The 15,932-nt window shown below is 64.5% G+C and carries 13 protein-coding genes; 3 read left to right on the top strand and 10 right to left on the bottom strand.

The window, feature by feature from the left end:
- The first annotated feature begins 108 nt into the window (after positions 1-108).
- Positions 109-1,503 (top strand): S8 family serine peptidase, encoded by a 1,395-nt coding sequence (locus LAC81_RS27610; protein ID WP_223730304.1) that lies wholly within the window; start codon positions 109-111, stop codon positions 1,501-1,503.
- Between the two features lie 317 nt (positions 1,504-1,820).
- Here LAC81_RS27610 and LAC81_RS27605 read toward each other — a convergent pair whose 3' ends face one another.
- Both LAC81_RS27605 and LAC81_RS27600 read right to left on the bottom strand, forming a co-directional pair.
- Positions 1,821-2,993 carry a glycerate kinase gene (locus LAC81_RS27605; RefSeq protein WP_223730303.1) on the bottom strand — a complete coding sequence of 391 codons (1,173 nt, stop codon included), beginning with the start codon at positions 2,991-2,993 and terminating at the stop codon, positions 1,821-1,823.
- A gap of 172 nt (positions 2,994-3,165) precedes the next feature.
- Positions 3,166-4,644, bottom strand: a complete 1,479-nt coding sequence (locus LAC81_RS27600) for an SLC13 family permease (RefSeq protein ID WP_223730302.1) — start codon at positions 4,642-4,644, stop codon at positions 3,166-3,168.
- 27 nt (positions 4,645-4,671) lie between these two features.
- Here LAC81_RS27600 and LAC81_RS27595 point away from each other — a divergent pair, with 27 nt between their 5' ends.
- Both LAC81_RS27595 and LAC81_RS27590 read left to right on the top strand, forming a co-directional pair.
- Complete coding sequence (locus LAC81_RS27595) at positions 4,672-4,818, top strand: hypothetical protein (RefSeq protein WP_223730301.1); 147 nt, start codon at positions 4,672-4,674, stop codon at positions 4,816-4,818.
- Between the two features lie 73 nt (positions 4,819-4,891).
- Positions 4,892-5,341 (top strand): pyridoxamine 5'-phosphate oxidase family protein, encoded by a 450-nt coding sequence (locus tag LAC81_RS27590; RefSeq protein ID WP_223730300.1) that lies wholly within the window; start codon positions 4,892-4,894, stop codon positions 5,339-5,341.
- A 50-nt stretch (positions 5,342-5,391) separates the two neighbouring features.
- Here LAC81_RS27590 and LAC81_RS27585 read toward each other — a convergent pair whose 3' ends face one another.
- The 8 genes from LAC81_RS27585 to LAC81_RS27550 all read right to left on the bottom strand — a co-directional run bounded on the left by LAC81_RS27585 (position 5,392) and on the right by LAC81_RS27550 (position 15,747).
- A complete protein-coding gene (locus tag LAC81_RS27585; RefSeq protein ID WP_113538397.1) occupies positions 5,392-6,228 on the bottom strand; it encodes a universal stress protein in 837 nt (278 codons plus the stop codon).
- 251 nt (positions 6,229-6,479) lie between these two features.
- Positions 6,480-7,724, bottom strand: coding sequence for a Gfo/Idh/MocA family protein (locus LAC81_RS27580; RefSeq protein WP_223730299.1), 1,245 nt, complete (start codon positions 7,722-7,724; stop codon positions 6,480-6,482).
- 78 nt (positions 7,725-7,802) lie between these two features.
- Entirely contained in the window at positions 7,803-8,822 is a 1,020-nt protein-coding gene (locus LAC81_RS27575; RefSeq protein WP_223730298.1) for a LacI family DNA-binding transcriptional regulator, read from the bottom strand.
- Positions 8,819-9,775 (bottom strand): ABC transporter permease, encoded by a 957-nt coding sequence (locus LAC81_RS27570; RefSeq protein ID WP_223730297.1) that lies wholly within the window; start codon positions 9,773-9,775, stop codon positions 8,819-8,821. The genes LAC81_RS27575 and LAC81_RS27570 overlap by 4 nt, the downstream gene beginning before the upstream one ends.
- On the bottom strand, positions 9,772-10,764 hold the full coding sequence (locus LAC81_RS27565) for an ABC transporter permease (RefSeq protein ID WP_223730296.1): 993 nt from the start codon (positions 10,762-10,764) through the stop codon (positions 9,772-9,774). The genes LAC81_RS27570 and LAC81_RS27565 overlap by 4 nt, the downstream gene beginning before the upstream one ends.
- Entirely contained in the window at positions 10,764-12,269 is a 1,506-nt protein-coding gene (locus LAC81_RS27560; protein ID WP_223730295.1) for a sugar ABC transporter ATP-binding protein, read from the bottom strand. Before LAC81_RS27560 ends, LAC81_RS27565 begins: the two co-directional genes overlap by 1 nt.
- Before the next feature lie 165 nt (positions 12,270-12,434).
- On the bottom strand, positions 12,435-13,460 hold the full coding sequence (locus tag LAC81_RS27555; RefSeq protein ID WP_223730294.1) for an ABC transporter substrate-binding protein: 1,026 nt from the start codon (positions 13,458-13,460) through the stop codon (positions 12,435-12,437).
- Positions 13,461-13,845: 385 nt separating this feature from the next.
- Positions 13,846-15,747 (bottom strand): methyl-accepting chemotaxis protein, encoded by a 1,902-nt coding sequence (locus LAC81_RS27550; RefSeq protein ID WP_223730293.1) that lies wholly within the window; start codon positions 15,745-15,747, stop codon positions 13,846-13,848.
- Positions 15,748-15,932: the final 185 nt, after the last annotated feature.

Raw genomic sequence — 15,932 nt, 5'->3', positions numbered from 1 at the left:
ATTCATCCGTTGAGCGATATGTGAAGCACACGCGAAAGTCACCATCGATAGTCCTTTCGTTCACGGTAAGCTGGTGTCTTCGGACGTCTTGCAGATGAGGAGAGAGCCTTGAAGAGACGCTTGTTTCGAGCGACCGCCCTGTCGTTGTGCGGCCTGGCAACGGGCGTCGGCGACCTCTCCCACCTTGGCAGCAACGGCGATGCCGGCGCGCGTTTCCCCTGGGTCAGCGCGGCCCAGGCGGACGACGACGATGGTGGCGGCGATGATGACGATGGCGGCGGTGGCGGATCATCCCGCAGCTCTAACGATCGCGGCTCGGGTGGCGCCTGGCGCGGCGGCGGCAATCTCTTCGACCTCTTCCGCCGCGCGCCGGAAAAACGCGCCGAGCGGCGTCGGCCACCCGCCCGCCGCCCGACCCACGCGCCGAACGAGATCATCGCCCTCGACCTGAACGAGGCCGCCGTCCAAAGCCTCGTCACCCGTGGTTTCACGCTGAATGCACGGGCGCCGCTGGCCCTCTCCGGCAACGAGATCGTCAAGCTCGGCATGCCCGGAGGCATGACACTTGAGGACGCGCGCCGCCAGATGACCGACGCTTCTCCCGGCGCGATCACGGATTTCAATCACTACTTCGAACCGGACGAGAGTACCGCGCCTCCCGCACCGTGCGCCGACGGTGGCTGCGCCCTCGTTCGCGGCGCGATCGGCTGGCCGGATGCCAACGCGGCCTGCGTAGCCGCGGGTCCGATCGGGCTGATCGACACGGCCATCAACCCCGCGCATCCTTCGCTCAAGGGCGTCAAGCTCGACATCTTCAGGCTGGCGGCGGAAGAGGCGCCGGAGTCCGGCCGCCAGCATGGCACCGCGGTCGCGGCACTCATCGCCGGCCGCCGCGATAGCCGCGCGCCTGGGTTGCTCGGCAATGCCCATCTGATTGCCGTCGACGCCTTCCAGCGGCGGGGCGGCGAGACGGATATCGCCGAGACCTACGATCTCGTGCGCGCCATCGACCTTCTGGCGTCACGCAATGTCACGGTCATCAACATGAGTCTTTCCGGTCCGCACAACCTGCTGCTCGAAAGGACTGTCGCGCTCGTCGCCGAAAAGAACATCATCCAGGTGGCGGCGGCCGGAAACGATGGCCCGCGGGCAAAACCCGTCTATCCCGCCGCCTATCCGGCGATGATCGCGGTCACCGCCGTCGATCGCAACTTCAGGCCCTATCGTCGTGCAGGACGGGGCGACCATATCGATGTCGCGGCGCTCGGCACCAGCGTCTGGACCGCGGCGTCGATCGAGGGGGCAGCTCCCCGAACCGGCACGTCCTTTGCGGCCCCCTTCGTCACGGCTGCCGCTGCCATCCTGCGGGCATCGCATCCAAACCTGTCGGCGGAAGAAGTCGCAAAGCTCGTCACGGAAACGACGCAGGACCTCGGCGCGCCGGGCAAGGATCCCGTGTTCGGCTGGGGCGTGCTCGATGCCCGTGAGCTCTGCCGTTCCTGACGGCAAGCAGACGTGAGGCAAGCGGTAGCGAGAGCTCCGGCTTTTGCCAGTCCATGATTGCGGCGGAGGGGCAGAGCATCCAGCATGGGCGCGTCGAGAACGAAACGCCGCGCAAAATCCCCTTCGACGCCCAGCCCGGAAATCCAGGCAGCCGCCGACCCCTCCCATCCATTTGACATTTGACGATTGGTCCTCGTGATCGGTCCTGCGCTTGCGAAGACCGAGAGGACAACCTTGGCGATTGCATGACGGTAGCCGCGGCGCGGCTCCGGCGGGAGATGGCAGCGCCGCCGTCCCGCCAGAGCTGTGGCGCTTCGTCAGGCGGCAAGTCCGCGTATGTTCAGGAGCATGCCGACGCGCACCATGCGCACGGCGTCTTCCGCGGCGCGCACCAGCAGCTTCGGTGCTGCGTTGATGGCGTCGTCTAGAGTGCACGGCGCCTTCAGGATCGAGGCGAAAGCATCGATGCCATGGTCGAAGTTGAGGGTCACGCCCTTGCCGATCGTGCCGGCAAGCGCGATGACCGGGCGCCCCGCATCCCTGGCTCTGTGGCCGACCTCGGCCGGCACCTTGCCGAACGGCGTCTGCCCGTCGAGGCTGCCTTCCGCGGTGATCACCAGATCGGCCCTGCCGATCATGCTGTCGAGGTCGAGGTAGCGCATGACGATGTCGTAGCGCGGATGCAGCGCGCCGCCGAGCAGGCCCATCACAGCCGCACCGAGCCCTCCGGATGCGCCCGCGCCCGGTGCGTCGCCGACTTCGACGCCAGTCGTCGCCTGGATGGCGGCGGCATAGGTCTCCATCGCTGCCGCGAGCAGCTCGACCTGTTCCGGCGTCGCCCCTTTCTGCGGCCCGAAGACGCGAGCGACACCGCGTTCGCCGAGCAGCACGTTGTGCCAGTTGACGGCGGCATCGATACGGACATCTGCGAGCCGCGGGTCGCGACCCGAGATATCGATGCACGCCAACGCGCCGAGCGCCGCACCACCGGGCGCGAGCAGCCTGCCGTCGCCATCAAGCAGCTTTACACCGAGTGCGGCTGCCATGCCGGCGCCGCCGTCATTGATGCCACTATCACCGCAGCCGAGCAGGATGCGACGCGCACCGGCGTCGAGCGCTGCCCGGATCAGTTCACCGACGCCGTAGCTGGTGGTGATGCAGGGGTTGCGGCGATCGCGCGGCACCAGCCGCAAACCGGCGGCGGCCGCCATTTCGATCACGGCGGTGCGTTCGGATTGGCCACCGAGGAAACCGAAATGCGAGGCGACTGGCTCGCCGAGCGGACCCGTCACGGTGCGTTCGTGCAGGCTGCCGCCGGTAATCGCGACGAGTGCCTTGGTGAAACCTTCGCCGCCGTCGACCATCGGCACCTTGATGACCTCGGCCTTCGGGCAGGCGCGCAGCACGCCTTTCTCGATGCAATCGGCGGCTTCCTCCGCCGACAGGCTTTCCTTGAAACCGGAGGGTGCAACCAGAATGGTAAGTGTCATGTGACAGTCTCCTTGCACTTTTGTGACAATGCGGATGCAAGGGAGAAACGCTGTCTCAAGGCGTTTATTCCGGGGCGAAATGAGAAATCCGACGCCTACGGAAAGAAAAACAAAGAGCCGGCGCGAAATTTGCGCCAGCTCTTAGGAATGAAATTATATCAATAGTTTATTTTCAGACGGAGAGGCCCGTCACCGGCCAGATCACCAGGGCAAAGAGCGCCAGCAACGCGATGAACGGAAGAGCCAGCATCAGCGCCAGTCGCAGCAGATCGGAGGGACTGAAAGCGGGTGGCTCCATGCCCCCGAAGAGCGCGACGGGCTTGGCCGAAACCATCAGCGTCTGACAGTAGCCGCTACCAATGGTTGTCACCATGATGAGGCAGGCAGGACTGACGCCGAAACCCGCCAGCGGCAGCGCCACCGCTGGAATGAGCACGGTCGCCCGCGCCGTTCGCGAGGCAATGACGATATGGGCAAAGGTCGCGACGGCGATCGCAAGAAGCACCACCAGCCACGCCGGCGGCTTGCCGATCTGGCTGAAGGCGCCGATCAGGCGGTCGGCAAGCTGCGTTGCCGTTCCTGTCGAGAGCAGGGCTTCGCCGATGACGAGCGTGCCGGCAAGGAACAGAAGCAGGTTCCACTCGACCCCTTTCAGCGCCTTGCGGAACGGCATGCCGGAGACCTTTTCCGATGCCAGAACCAGTGCGCCGATTAACGCTACGACCGGTAGCGCGATGCCGTGCAGGTCCGAGGTCGCGAGCGCCGCGACGATGGCCGCGGTCACGGCGAGGATCATTTTGTCCCGCACCGCAAACGGGCGCTTCTGCGTTGGTGGCGCCGAAACATCGAGACGCGCGAGGCGATCGGTCTCGTCGAGAAAGCAGCGCAGGATCAGGCCGCAGGCAATCAGGCACGTCAGCAGCGCAAAGGGTGCCGCCAGCAGCGCCCAGCCAAGAAAGCCCGGCGCCTCGCCGCCGCTGCGGCGGATGAAATCGACGGCGACGAGATGCGCACCGGCACCGGTCAGCGACGCCGCCGCCGAGAGCAAGATTACGGAAGGAAAGAGCAGGGCCAGCGCGCGGGTCACGCCGGGGCGGCCAATGGCCGAGGCAAGCCCAAGGAAGACGGGCATGAAGATGGCAGCCCGCGCCGAGGTCGAGGGAATGACGAAGGCAGTCGCAAAGATCGTGAGCGTCACCACCCAGAACAGTCTGCGCACGTCGCGAAACGGGGCGAGCAGCCGGAAGGCCAGCCGCTCGACGAGGCCCGATGCCTGCAGCACCGCCGCGATCACCGATGCCGTCAGCATCAGCCAGACGATATCGTTGCCGAGCGCGCCGTAAACCGCCTGCTCGTCGACGGCACCGGTGACGGCGAGCACTGCCGCACCGCCAAGCGCGACCGGCGTTTCCGGCAGGTCGAAGACCGTCCAGCAGACGAGCGTCGTCGCAAACACCATGAGCGCCAGCCGCATCGGAAGCGTCAGCCCATCCGCGGCGAGGAAGATCAGAACGCCGGCAAAGGCCACGAGCATTGCGCCGACGAGCAGACGTACCTCGCTCACCGGCATGTGACCTTCGATGCGGTCCCTCCCCACGCTCGTCATGGCCACGAGGTCTTGATCCGAAGCGATCACCGGGCTGGCGGTCATGGCTGCGCTCCCTTGTTGGCACCGGGCTTGGGCGCAGCAACCACGCTGCACGAAAGCCATCGGGCTGATTTCGTGGGAGGGAAAACGGAGCGCCACAGCGTTTATTCCCATGCCAAGGGATTTTTCTCGCCGCCGCACCCAAGCAACGGCATCGCCAAAATCGGCGGCATTTGAGCGAGATCAATGCCAGTATGCCTGGTCGGCGGAGACTGACTGTTGGACGATCTCTTTAAAAAAGGAGAGCCACATGTTGATCAGAGAAATGACGCGGCAGGAATGTCTCGACCTTGTCGCTGAGAACCATATCGCCCGGCTGGGGTGCACCAGGGATGGCCAGGCCTATATCGTTCCCATCCAGTACGCTTTGGCAGCCAACCGGCTCTACAGCTTCTCGATGCCCGGGCAGAAGATCGACTGGATGCGTGCCAACCCGCGCGTCTGCGTGCAAGTCGACATGGGAACGGACCGGCAGAACTGGCGAAGCGTCGTCATCCACGGCCGCTACCAGGAACTGCCTGATACGAAACAATGGCACCGCGAGCGCATGAACGCCTGGTCTCTGCTCGAACAGCGCATCAACTGGTGGGAACCGGGCGGCCTGAAGCCAGGCGAGCAACCGGTTGCCGGCACGTCCCCGCATCTCTTCTTCGAAATCGAGATCGACGAAGTGACCGGACGCGCCGCCTCTGCGGGCTGACGCCCCTCGGCGCGCAGGCAAATGCTGCGCGCCCCACGCGGCTCCGCCGGTCAATGCGCCATGAGCACGGGGACCACGGCGTTTTCGAGCATCGAACGGGTGACTCCGCCAAAGACACGCTCGCGCATTCTGGAGTGGCCATAAGCCCCCATGACGATCATATCAGCACCCACATCGGAGGCGAACCGATTGATCACGTCGTCAACCCGATGCCCGCCACTCGGCAGGCGCTCGACGGAAACGGAAACGCCGTGCCGGGCAAGATACCCGGCGATATCGGCGCCCGGTTCCTCGCCGTTCTTGCCATAGGCAGAACGCGGGTCGACCATCGTAACATGGACGATCCTGGCGCCAGTCAGCATGTCGAGCGCTTCGCGCACCGCGCGCGCCGCTTCCAGCCGGGAGTTCCACGCCAGCACCACGGTCTTCGGATCAAGACGTGCCGGCTTGCCCTTGGGCATGATGAGGACCGGCCGGGCCGAGCTGAACAACGTCCCGTCGATGGTGCGTGAGCGCAGTTCCGGGTCCAGCATCAGACCGTCGCCGACCAGCGTCAGGTCCGCGTAGCGGGCACGCTCGCCGATCTCGTCATCGGCCCAGGCGGCTTCGGTATATTTCGTTTCGACACTGAACGAGATGCCTTCCCTGGTGAGAACATCCGTTGCTTTCGCCACGCAGGAATCGAGCTTGTCGACATCGCGCTGCCGCTCGTTCAGCCAATCGATGGATATGGCGGCTGCGTAGTCGCCGATCGGCGGAGAGGCAGCGAGCTTGACGATCAACAGGGAAAGGTGAGCGTTTGCGGACGCGCAGACCTGTGCTGCCGCGCGCAGATGCTCTGCGGAATGTTCGACGCCGACGACGGCGAGAATGGTCTTGTATGTCATCGCGTTTCCTCCTCGCGACCGGGCCTAGGGACTGGATCAGCGTAGGCAGATGCGCGCCCGGCGACATTGATCCCCGTCAACAGAGATCACGGAGATAGGCGTATAATTGGGGAGGAACTCCACGCTCGCGGCGGTCCTGAGCTATTGCACCAGCATTCCCCTGATGCTGGCCGGGCGGTGAAGACCATCACAGCCTTCACCGCCAAATCACTCCACGAAATCGGCCGGCCTTCGGTGCAGGACGTTCGTCGTCAGGCCCCACGGCGCGCAACGAGCGGCACGTAATGCTCCAGCTCCGGCGCCGGGAAGTTGAGCGTCGCGTTGATTTCTGCCGAACGGTAAAGGCCCATCAGCATCTCGACCACGGCAAGGCCGTCCTCGAAGGTTTCGAGCGGCTTTTCGCCCTTGCGGAAACACTCGACCATGTGGCGGTTCTCATCCGTGTAGCCATAGACGCCGGCCTCATCCTCAAGCACCGGCATCAGGCCCTGCTCGGCGTTCTGCTTCTCGACGAGGTCCTCGCCTTCCGAGCCCTTGACCTCGCGCGACATAAAGATCTTCAGGCCGGTGGAGAGCGAATTGTATTCGAGCGCATATTCCGGCCCGAGCAATTCGAGCTGGATGCGCAGCCCGGCGCCGACATAGGCCCAGGAGGTGGTCGCCTCGATCATCAGTTCGTTGCCGTCCTGGTCTTCGAGCGTCACCGTGGCACGGGCGAAATCCTCGGACGGACGATTGCGATAATCGACCTCGCTGCCGAAGCGATTGCGCAGCTGTTCGGCGTAGTGCGGCCGTGTCCACTTGAGATTGGCGACAGTGCCGTTCACCGCCTTGATCTTGAGCGAATTGCGCGGTGCACCGGGCGCCGTCAGCAGGTAGCGTGCGACCTCGACGCTGTGGCACATCATGTCCGAAAGCACGCCGCCGCCCTGCTTGTCGCCCTGCCAGAACCAGGGCACGTGCGGGCCGGAATGTTCCTCGGCCGCCCGAGCAAGATAGGGGCGGCCAGTGGTGGAAGCCGCACGCCGCCAGATGATCTCCTTGCCGCGCAAGACCGGCGTGCAGAAGACCTGGTTTTCGAGATACCCATGATTGAGGCCGGCATCCTCGGCCAGCGACAGCATCTCGCGCGCCTCGGCGACGGTGCGGGCAAGCGGTTTCTCGCAGGCGACCGCGACGATTTTGCTGCGGCCATCCTTGATTGCCTTGTGCAGCGCACGCATGACGTCGAGGCGGGTATAGTTGGGCGAGAGGATCCAGACCGCGTCGATGTCGTCGGCGGTCAGCAGCGCTTCCAGACTCTCATGCGTGCGGCAGGTGCCGAGACCGAGGGATTCGACCTCGTTTGCAAACTTCTCCCGGTTTTCGGCCTTGCGGCTAAAGACGCCGGTGACCTCGACATTGCGCACACCGATCATCGACTTCAGGTGGAAATGGGCGATGAAGCCCGATCCGACGAAACCCACGCGCAGCGTCTGCTTCGGTAGCTGTGTCATTCTCTTCTCCCATTTATCGATTTTGGTAACGGCGGGATGCGGGCGAAAAACGCACGCGGCTTCCTCGTCGCGCCCTGGCTATTTACGCGGCGGCGCGGTGCTGCCTCGGATGTTGAGCGTGGTCGGCAGGACGATGGCTGGCTCCGCGGCGACGTAACCCTCCGAGAGGATGTTGAGAAGCTGCGACATCGCCGTGCGGCCGATTTCGGCGCGGGGCTGGCTGACGGTCGTCAGCGGCGGATAGAAGGCCTTACTGAGGTAGAGATCGTCGAAGCCGACGACCGAGACATCGCCGGGCACGTCGCGGCCAAGCCGCCGCAGCGCATGGATCGCGCCATAGGCCATCTCGTCGTTGGCGGCAAAGATCGCGGTCGGCGGCTCCGACAGAGCGAAGAGGTCCGCTGCACGCGCCTCGCCGCTTTCGAGCAGATAATCGCCCCGAACCTCGTAACCCTCGGGGATCTCAAGGCCGGCGGCTTTCATGGCGGCGCGATAGCCATCGCGGCGATTGAGCGCCATGACCTCCGGCAGCGGACCGGCGATATGGGCGATGTGGCGGTGACCGAGCGCGATCAAGTGCTCCACGGCGGCGCGCGCCGCTGCCGCATTGTCGATCTGAACATGCGGGAAACCGGATCCCTCGATCATTTCCAGCGCGATAACGACCGGCAGATGCGATAGGTCGGCGCTTTCGCCCGGCTGCGGTGGCGGCAGCTTGCCGGTCATCAGGATCATGCCGTCGGCATGGCCGTCGCGCAGCATGTTGAAATATTCGACCTCGCGGTCCGGGTCGTTCTCGGTGTTGCCCATCAGAACGGCGTAACCGGCTTCGCGTGCCGTCGCTTCCACGCCCTTCAGAATCTCCAGATAGAAGGGGTTGCCGACGTCGCGCACGACAAGCAGCACCGACATCGACCGGCGAGTGCGCAAGTTGCGGGCGCTGACATTGGGGCGGTAGTTGAGCTCGCGGGCAAGCGCGTGGATCCGTTTGCGTGTCTCGTCGGTCACCAGCGACGAGCCGCTCAGCGCCCGCGATACGGTCGCGACCGAAACGCCGGCGCGTTCTGCGATGTCCTTGATCTTCGGCCGCTCGCTCATGCCCGCATCGCCCTCCCGCGGCCGTAGAACAGCATGAGCAGCAGAAGCGTCGCGCCGAACACCATCTGGCGGCCGGACTCATCGATATTCACGGTCGTCAGGATGCCCTGGAGGATGACCAGCAGCAGCGCGCCGGCCATGGTGCCGGTGTAGCCGCCCTTGCCGCCGGCAAGCGAGGTGCCGCCGAAGACGACGGCGATGATCGAGGACAGCATGTATTGCTCGCCGACATTGGCGAAGGACGAACCGGAATAGCCGAGTAGGCAGAGCCCGGCGATCGCCGCGAACATGCCCGAGATCATGAAGAGACCGATGCGCATGAGCCGAACCGGCACGCCGGCCATGTAGGCGGCATGCTCATTGGAGCCGATCGCGTAGATGCGATGAGCGAAGACGGTGCGATTGAGCATGAAAGCCATGAACAGGCCGATCGCGATCCAGAGCCAGATGATGCCGGGAATGCCGAGCGCCAGCGGCTGGGTGACGAAGGCGGAGAGGCCGGGGGCTGCGCGGCCCGAAGGGATGCCCTGGCGGATGACGACCAGCAGGCCCTGCAGCACACCGAGCATGCCGAGCGTCATCACCAGCGGCGGGATGCGCAGAAGCGTGACGCCGAGGCCGTTCAGCAGGCCGAAAAATGCGCCCGCCGCGAGGCAAGCGAGCACGGCCGGCAGGATGCCGCCATCGGCCCCGTTCATGACATTGCCAGCAATGATCGCTGAGAGCGAGACGACGCCACCGACGGAGAGGTCGATGCCCTCACGCCCACCGAGAATGACGACATTCTGGCCGGCGGCGACGATACCGAGCAGCGAGGCGACGATCAGCAGCCGCAGGATCTGGTCGGCCGAGGCAAAGCCCGGAGACAGGCTTTGGCCGAGAACAAGCAGCGCGACGATGAGGATCAGCGCCACGACCAGCGGCTGTTTGAAGAAAGCGGCAACCGAACTCATGCCCGTGCCCTCCGACCGGCGAGTACGCCGGCCATCAGGACGATCAGAATGGCGAGGCCCTGGACCAAGTTCTGCCATTCCGACGGCGTGCCCATGAAGAAGACCAGCGAATTGACGAGGCCGATCGTCAGCGCGCCGAGGAGCGAGCCGACCACCGTCGTCCAGCCGCCGGCAAGGGCACTGCCGCCGAGCACGACCGCGGCGACGCTGTAGAGCGTCATCTTGCCGCCGACCAGCGGATCGCCGCTCGCCGTATCGCCCGTCAGGCAGAAGGCCGCGAGCGCCGAGAAAAGACCGCAGAGCAGATAACCCCTGATGCGGACCGCAACCACCGGAAGACCGGTCTGATAGGCCGCCTGCTGATCATCTCCGACGGCCAGCAGTTCGGTGACGATGCGCGTGCGCGACAGGAGGAAAAGCAGCACGGCCAGCGCCGCGAGCACGTAGAAGACGAAGGGCAGGCCCAAGAGAGGGCCGCCATAGGTGCGCCAGAACAAGGCCGGCGCCGGTGTGCCGGCGACAGGCATGACATAGAGCGCAAGGCCGGTGAAGAAGATGCTGGTCGCAAAGGTCGCGACGATCGCCTGCAGCCGAAGTGCTGCAACGACCAGTCCGTTGACCAGCCCGCAGGCAAGCCCGATGAGGACGCCGAGCGCGAGTGCGAGCAGCACCGCGCCCGCGCCGCCGCCCCAGCGCTCCATCAGCACGACGACCGCGACATTGACCAGCGACAGCGTCGCTCCGGCGGAAAGGTCGATATCGCCGGCGGAAACGACATAGGTCTGGGCGATCGCCAGCATGACGAGCGCCATGTAGGTGCTGAGCAATCCCGACAACGAGCGGAAGCTCAGGCTGTTCGGCGAAAAGATTCCGTTCAGCGCCAGGAGCGCTATGAGGATGACCAGCGCCGGCAGGAACGGGTAGCGCTCGAGCCAGGAGCGCAGGCCGCCGCTCCTTGGCGAAGAAATGTCTGTCGCGATCGATGTCATCATGCGGCCTCGTATGCAGCCTGGTAGAGATTGTAGCGGGTGCGATCGTCGCCGGTCAGCTCGCGCGTCACCGAACCACCGTTGAAAACGAGGATGCGGGTGGCATTGCCGAGCAGCTCGGCATCCTCCGACGAATAGAGCAGGATGCCGAGACCCTCGGCCGCCAGCTGCCGGATGAGCGCGAAGAGATCGGCCTTGGCCTGGAGGTCGATGCCCTTGGTCGGGTCGTCAAGCAGCAGCACGTCGGGACGATCGATCAGCCAGCGGGCGATGATCACCTTCTGCTGGTTGCCGCCCGAGAGCGAATTGATCGGATGGAAGAGGCTCGCAAACTTGGTGTGCATCGCCTCCAGCGCCGGCATCGCCTTGTTCTTGAGGCTCGAGGGCCGCGCGAGCATCAGCCGGTCGCGAAGATAATGGATCGGCGTGACGTTCTCGATGATCGGCCGGCCGCTGATGACGCCGTCGCGACCACGGTCGCCGGAGACATAAGCGCAGCCGCGGCGGATGGCGTCGCGCGGGCTTTTGGCATCGTAGCGTTGGCCTCCGATCGTCACCTCTCCGGATAAGACGGTGCCTGCGCCGAAGATCGACCGGAGCAGCGCCGACTGCCCCTGGCCGTGCAGGCCGCCGAGGCCGAGGATCTCGCCCTTCGCCACCTCGAAGCTGACATCGCGAAAGCCTTTGCCCGAGAGGTTGCGAACGGAGATCGCCGCCTGCGTCTGTGTTTCCACCGCCGCCGGTGCTGACGACCTTGCAGCCGGCATGTCACTCGCGCCGCCGACCATCAGCCGGATGACCGTTGCCGGATCGGTGTCGGCGAGCTTCAACGTCTCGATGGTCTCGCCGTCGCGGATGATCGTCACGCGATCGCCGATCGCGGTGATTTCGTCCATGCGGTGCGAGATGAAGATGATGCCGCGCCCCTGCGCTTTTAGCCCACGCAGGATTTCGAAGAAGCGATCGACCTGGGCGCGGTCGAGCGCCGAGGTCGGTTCGTCGAAGATCAGGATCGGCGCTTCGCTGGCGAGCGCCTTCATGATTTCAACCAGTTGCCGCTGGTCCGCCCGGAGATTGCCGACCAGGGCCTCCGCGTAAAAACCCTCGCCGGCGACTTCGGCAAAAAGCGCGATGTAACGCGCCGCGCGCGCCTTGAGGGCCTGGCGGTCGATGAAGAGGCCTGCTTTCACCGGCAGGGCGGAAAGGCAGATGTTCTCCTCGACCGACCGATGGCTGGCAAGGCTGAGCTCCTGATAGAAGATGCCGATGCCGGCGGCGCGCGCTGCCTGCGGTCCGGAGATCATCACGGGCTTGTCGTTGATCAGGATCTGGCCCCCGTCGGGGCGCACGCTGCCGGCGATGATCTTGCACAGCGTGCTCTTGCCGGAGCCGTTGGAGCCCATCAGCACGTGCACCTCGCCGGCCACGATCTCGAGATCGCCGCGGCGTAGCGCCAACGTTGCGCCGTAAGCCTTGCTCACGCCGTTCAGTCTCAGTTTCGACATCGGCTGTCGCCCATCATCTTGGTTGGTTGCCGCATCATCATGGAGCCACGTATCAACACCGGCTCCGCTGCAGCGATCTTTCATGCCCGATCGGCCTTAATCGGCAACGGTCGGCGGCATCAGTCGCCGGGCAACTCGGTGTGAGCCGCCCGGCGAAACCAGTGCTTACTTGAACAACGCCGTGGCGTCATCGATCGAAAGTGCGTTGGTGTAGGAGTAGTAGCCCGGCTTGCCATCGAGCTGCTTGGCGGCGTCGCCAAGGTTCTTGCTGTCGATGAACGGGATCGGCAGGTACATGGCGTTCTTGTATTGGCCTGCCGTTGCCGGCTCCTTCAGTTCCTTGCCCTGCAGCATCAGCACCGCGACGTTGAGTGCGCTTGCCATGACCCCGGGCGGGTTGACGGTCGCGCCGGAATTCAGCTTGTCCTTGACCCAGAGATCGATGAAGTCCTTGCGGATTTCGCCGGTCGCGGCGATCTGGCTGGACTTGCCCGCATCCATGATCGACTTCCAGGCGCCGGCCGCCATGCCGTCCTGAACAACGACGCCGTTGATGTCAGGATAGGTCGCAAGGATGTTCTGCATCGCCTGCTGGCCCTGGGCCTGATCCCAGTTGGCGTTGACCTCGTTGACCACCTGCAGGTCCGGATAATCCTTGAAGACGCTCTTGTAGCCGGCAACACGCATTTCGTTGGCCGGATGGCCGGCGACCCCGTTGATGGCGACCACCTTGCCCTTGCCGCCGAGCGTGTCAGCCAGCCACTTGGCGCCCGCCGCACCCCAGGCCGTCTGGTCGATGCCGACATAGGTCGCATCCGGCGAGGAAACCTCGGCGTCCGTCGCGATTACCAGGATACCGGCTTCCTTCGCCTGGGCGAAGATCGGATCGAAGGCGGTCGGGCTGTTGGGGTTGATGATGATGGCATTCACGCCTTCGGCGATGAAGTTGCGCACGTGCGCAATCTGGCCGGGCACGTCGACATTGGCGCTCTGGACGGAGACTTCGACGTCGACGCCTTTCTCCTTCCACTTCGCCGCGGCCTCCTTGGCCTCGTCGATCATCTGCGTGCGCCATTCACTGCCGACCCAGCCGTTGGACAGGCCGATCTTGAAAGTCTCGGCATTGGCGAAAGAAGCGGAAATAGCAATGGTTGCGACAGCGCCGAGCGCTGCGGCGATAAATTTCTTCATTAGATCCTCCCAAATCTTGCGAAAGCCATGAAGCCAGAAAATGTAATCGATTTCAATGGACATTTTCAGGGATTTTTCCGGGGTTTACCTTTCTGTCCGAAAATCCGACGACCGCGCCCGCGAGGAGGTCTTCGGCCCTATCATAGGCGTCACCGTCTTCGAGGAGGAAGCGGTCGCGCTCGCCAACCACATCCCAAAGGCCCCACCGGCGCTGCCTGGATCCGCTCCTCCCGCCGCGACGGGCTGATGGCCGATACCCAGACGAACAAGACCGCTGAAAGCCCCGCCGTCGTCTTCGGCTATGCGGCGGAAGCGAGGCCAGTCCCTGAAACGAGAAGGGGCCGGCAAATGCCGGCCCCTTTTTCATGTTCGCTGCGCCCTTCGATCAGGCTGCACGGCTCCAGCTGTCGCGGCCCGTCTGCGCCTCGAGCTTGAATTTCGCCAGCATCGTGCGCAACTGACGGCTTTCTTCGGCGAGCGTGCCGCTGGCGGCCGTGGTTTCTTCGACCATCGCCGCGTTCTGCTGGGTCATCTGGTCCATATGGTTGACCGAGGTGTTGATCTCCTGCAGCGCAGTCGCCTGCTCGCGGGCGGCGGTGGCGATCGTGTTGACGTGCCCGCTGACATTGTTGACCAGGGTCTCGATCTCCAGCAGCGCATCACCGGTAGAGCGCACCAGCGCCACGCCGTTCTCGACCTCCGAGGCCGAGCTGTGGATCAGCGTCTTGATCTCCTTGGCAGCATTGGCCGAACGCTGGGCGAGTTCGCGCACTTCCTGGGCGACGACCGCGAAGCCACGGCCCGCCTCGCCGGCACGCGCCGCTTCGACGCCGGCGTTGAGCGCCAGCAGGTTGGTCTGGAAGGCGATCTCATCGATGACCGAGATGATCTGGTTGATGCGGTTCGAGGAGTCCTCGATCCGCCCCATGGCGTCGACGGCGCTCCTGACGATCGCGCCCGAACGGCCGGCGCTTTCCTTGGTGGCGCGCACCATTTCATGCGCCTCGTTCGCCCGCTCGGAAGCGGTGCGTACGGTCGAGGTGATCTCGTCGAGTGCGGCTGCGGTCTCTTCGAGGGCAGCCGCCTGCTGTTCCGTGCGCTTGGAGAGATCGTTGGCGGCCGAGCTCAACTCGGCGGAGTTGTCGTTGATGGTGCTGGCAGCGCCACGCACGTTCTGCATAGTCGAGCGCAACGTCACCATCGTCTGGTTGACGTTCCGCTGCAATTCGGCGAAGGCGCCGTGGAACTCGCCGCGCATGGTCTGGGTCAGGTCGGCGTCGGCAAGGGCCGCAATGACCCGGCGTACTTCGTTGACCGTCTGGTCGACGCTCGAGACGAGTTCGTTGACGCTCGACGCAAAGCGGTTGAGGTCGTCGTTTTCATAGTCCTTGGTGATGCGGCCGGTGAAATCACCGGCAACCGCCGAGGCAACCACGACGCTGATGTTGGACTGCAGGTCGCTGCTGCGGGCATGCAGTGCGGCTTCCTGCGCCTTCATCGAGCGCATGGCGATGCCGTTCTTGCGGAAGACTTCGACGGCGCGTGCCATCTCGCCGATCTCGTCCTGGCGGGAAACATCCGTGCTATCGCCGTCAAGCTTGCCGTCGGCAAGTTCGCTCATCGTCGAGGTGAGTTCGCGGACCGGCATGACGATACCGCGGCGGGCAACGACGAGGCTCACGCCGACGCCGAAGAGGACGCAGGCCGCAGCGGCGGCGGCCAGGATGGTCATCGCGACGGAGGAGGAGTTAAGCGCTTCGGCGCGGGCGGCCGCCAGTTCGTCGCCGGAATAGGTGCTGTAGGTCTTGACCGTCGCCGTCACGGTCTTCTGGGCCTCAAGCGCCTTGTCGAGCGCCGCCTTGACGGCGGCAGCATCCGTGCCCTGGCTTGCGGCGACGGAGACCATCGCCCGGATCTCGTCGAAGTAGCTGTTCAGTGTGATGCGGATATCGTTCAGCAGCTTGTCTTCGGCGTCGTCGGCAACCGCCTCGATCTTCGTCACGCGGCCGAGCATTTCCTCGGCGCGCTTCTCGGTTTCCAGACCGAAATCGGCGGCCTTCTGCGGCGCTGCGGCAAGCTGATAGGTCATGCGGCTGATGGCGATGATGTCGACGCGCAGGTCCATCGCCTCGCGCGCCGCCTCTTCGCGGGCACCGACATCGATGATCGTGGCGCCGAGAGAGGAAAGACCGCGCGCGCCGGCGAGCGCGATCAGAATGGAGGATATGCCCATGACCACGACCACAAGGCCGACCTTGGTCAAAATCGAAAGGTTCTTGAACGTCACTGCCGTGACTCCTGTGATGTCGCGATCGCGTTGCTGGGAGGACATGGTCAGCCATACCGGCGGGAGGAGGACCGGCTGTTTGCTGCGCCTTCAAGGGGGGAGGAACCGGAGCGCGCACTGACCAATAAGTACTTAGTAATTTCGAATTTAAATTAGGGTTAAAAAAGCGATCGCAGCTTTTCGCA

Source organism: Ensifer adhaerens (assembly GCF_020035535.1).
Lineage (GTDB): Bacteria > Pseudomonadota > Alphaproteobacteria > Rhizobiales > Rhizobiaceae > Ensifer.
Note: the sequence above shows the minus strand (reverse complement) of the source record. Positions and strands in the feature narration are given on the sequence as shown.

Excerpts from the sequence above, each read along its gene's own strand:
- LAC81_RS27605 (WP_223730303.1), bottom strand. The coding sequence starts at position 2,993 with ATGACACTTACCATTCTGGTTGCACCCTCCGGTTTCAAGGAAAGCCTG.
- LAC81_RS27600 (WP_223730302.1), bottom strand. The coding sequence starts at position 4,644 with ATGACCGCCAGCCCGGTGATCGCTTCGGATCAAGACCTCGTGGCCATG.
- LAC81_RS27590 (WP_223730300.1), top strand. The coding sequence starts at position 4,892 with ATGTTGATCAGAGAAATGACGCGGCAGGAATGTCTCGACCTTGTCGCT.
- LAC81_RS27585 (WP_113538397.1), bottom strand. The coding sequence starts at position 6,228 with ATGACATACAAGACCATTCTCGCCGTCGTCGGCGTCGAACATTCCGCA.
- LAC81_RS27580 (WP_223730299.1), bottom strand. The coding sequence starts at position 7,724 with ATGACACAGCTACCGAAGCAGACGCTGCGCGTGGGTTTCGTCGGATCG.
- LAC81_RS27575 (WP_223730298.1), bottom strand. The coding sequence starts at position 8,822 with ATGAGCGAGCGGCCGAAGATCAAGGACATCGCAGAACGCGCCGGCGTT.
- LAC81_RS27570 (WP_223730297.1), bottom strand. The coding sequence starts at position 9,775 with ATGAGTTCGGTTGCCGCTTTCTTCAAACAGCCGCTGGTCGTGGCGCTG.
- LAC81_RS27565 (WP_223730296.1), bottom strand. The coding sequence starts at position 10,764 with ATGACATCGATCGCGACAGACATTTCTTCGCCAAGGAGCGGCGGCCTG.
- LAC81_RS27560 (WP_223730295.1), bottom strand. The coding sequence starts at position 12,269 with ATGTCGAAACTGAGACTGAACGGCGTGAGCAAGGCTTACGGCGCAACG.
- LAC81_RS27555 (WP_223730294.1), bottom strand. The coding sequence starts at position 13,460 with ATGAAGAAATTTATCGCCGCAGCGCTCGGCGCTGTCGCAACCATTGCT.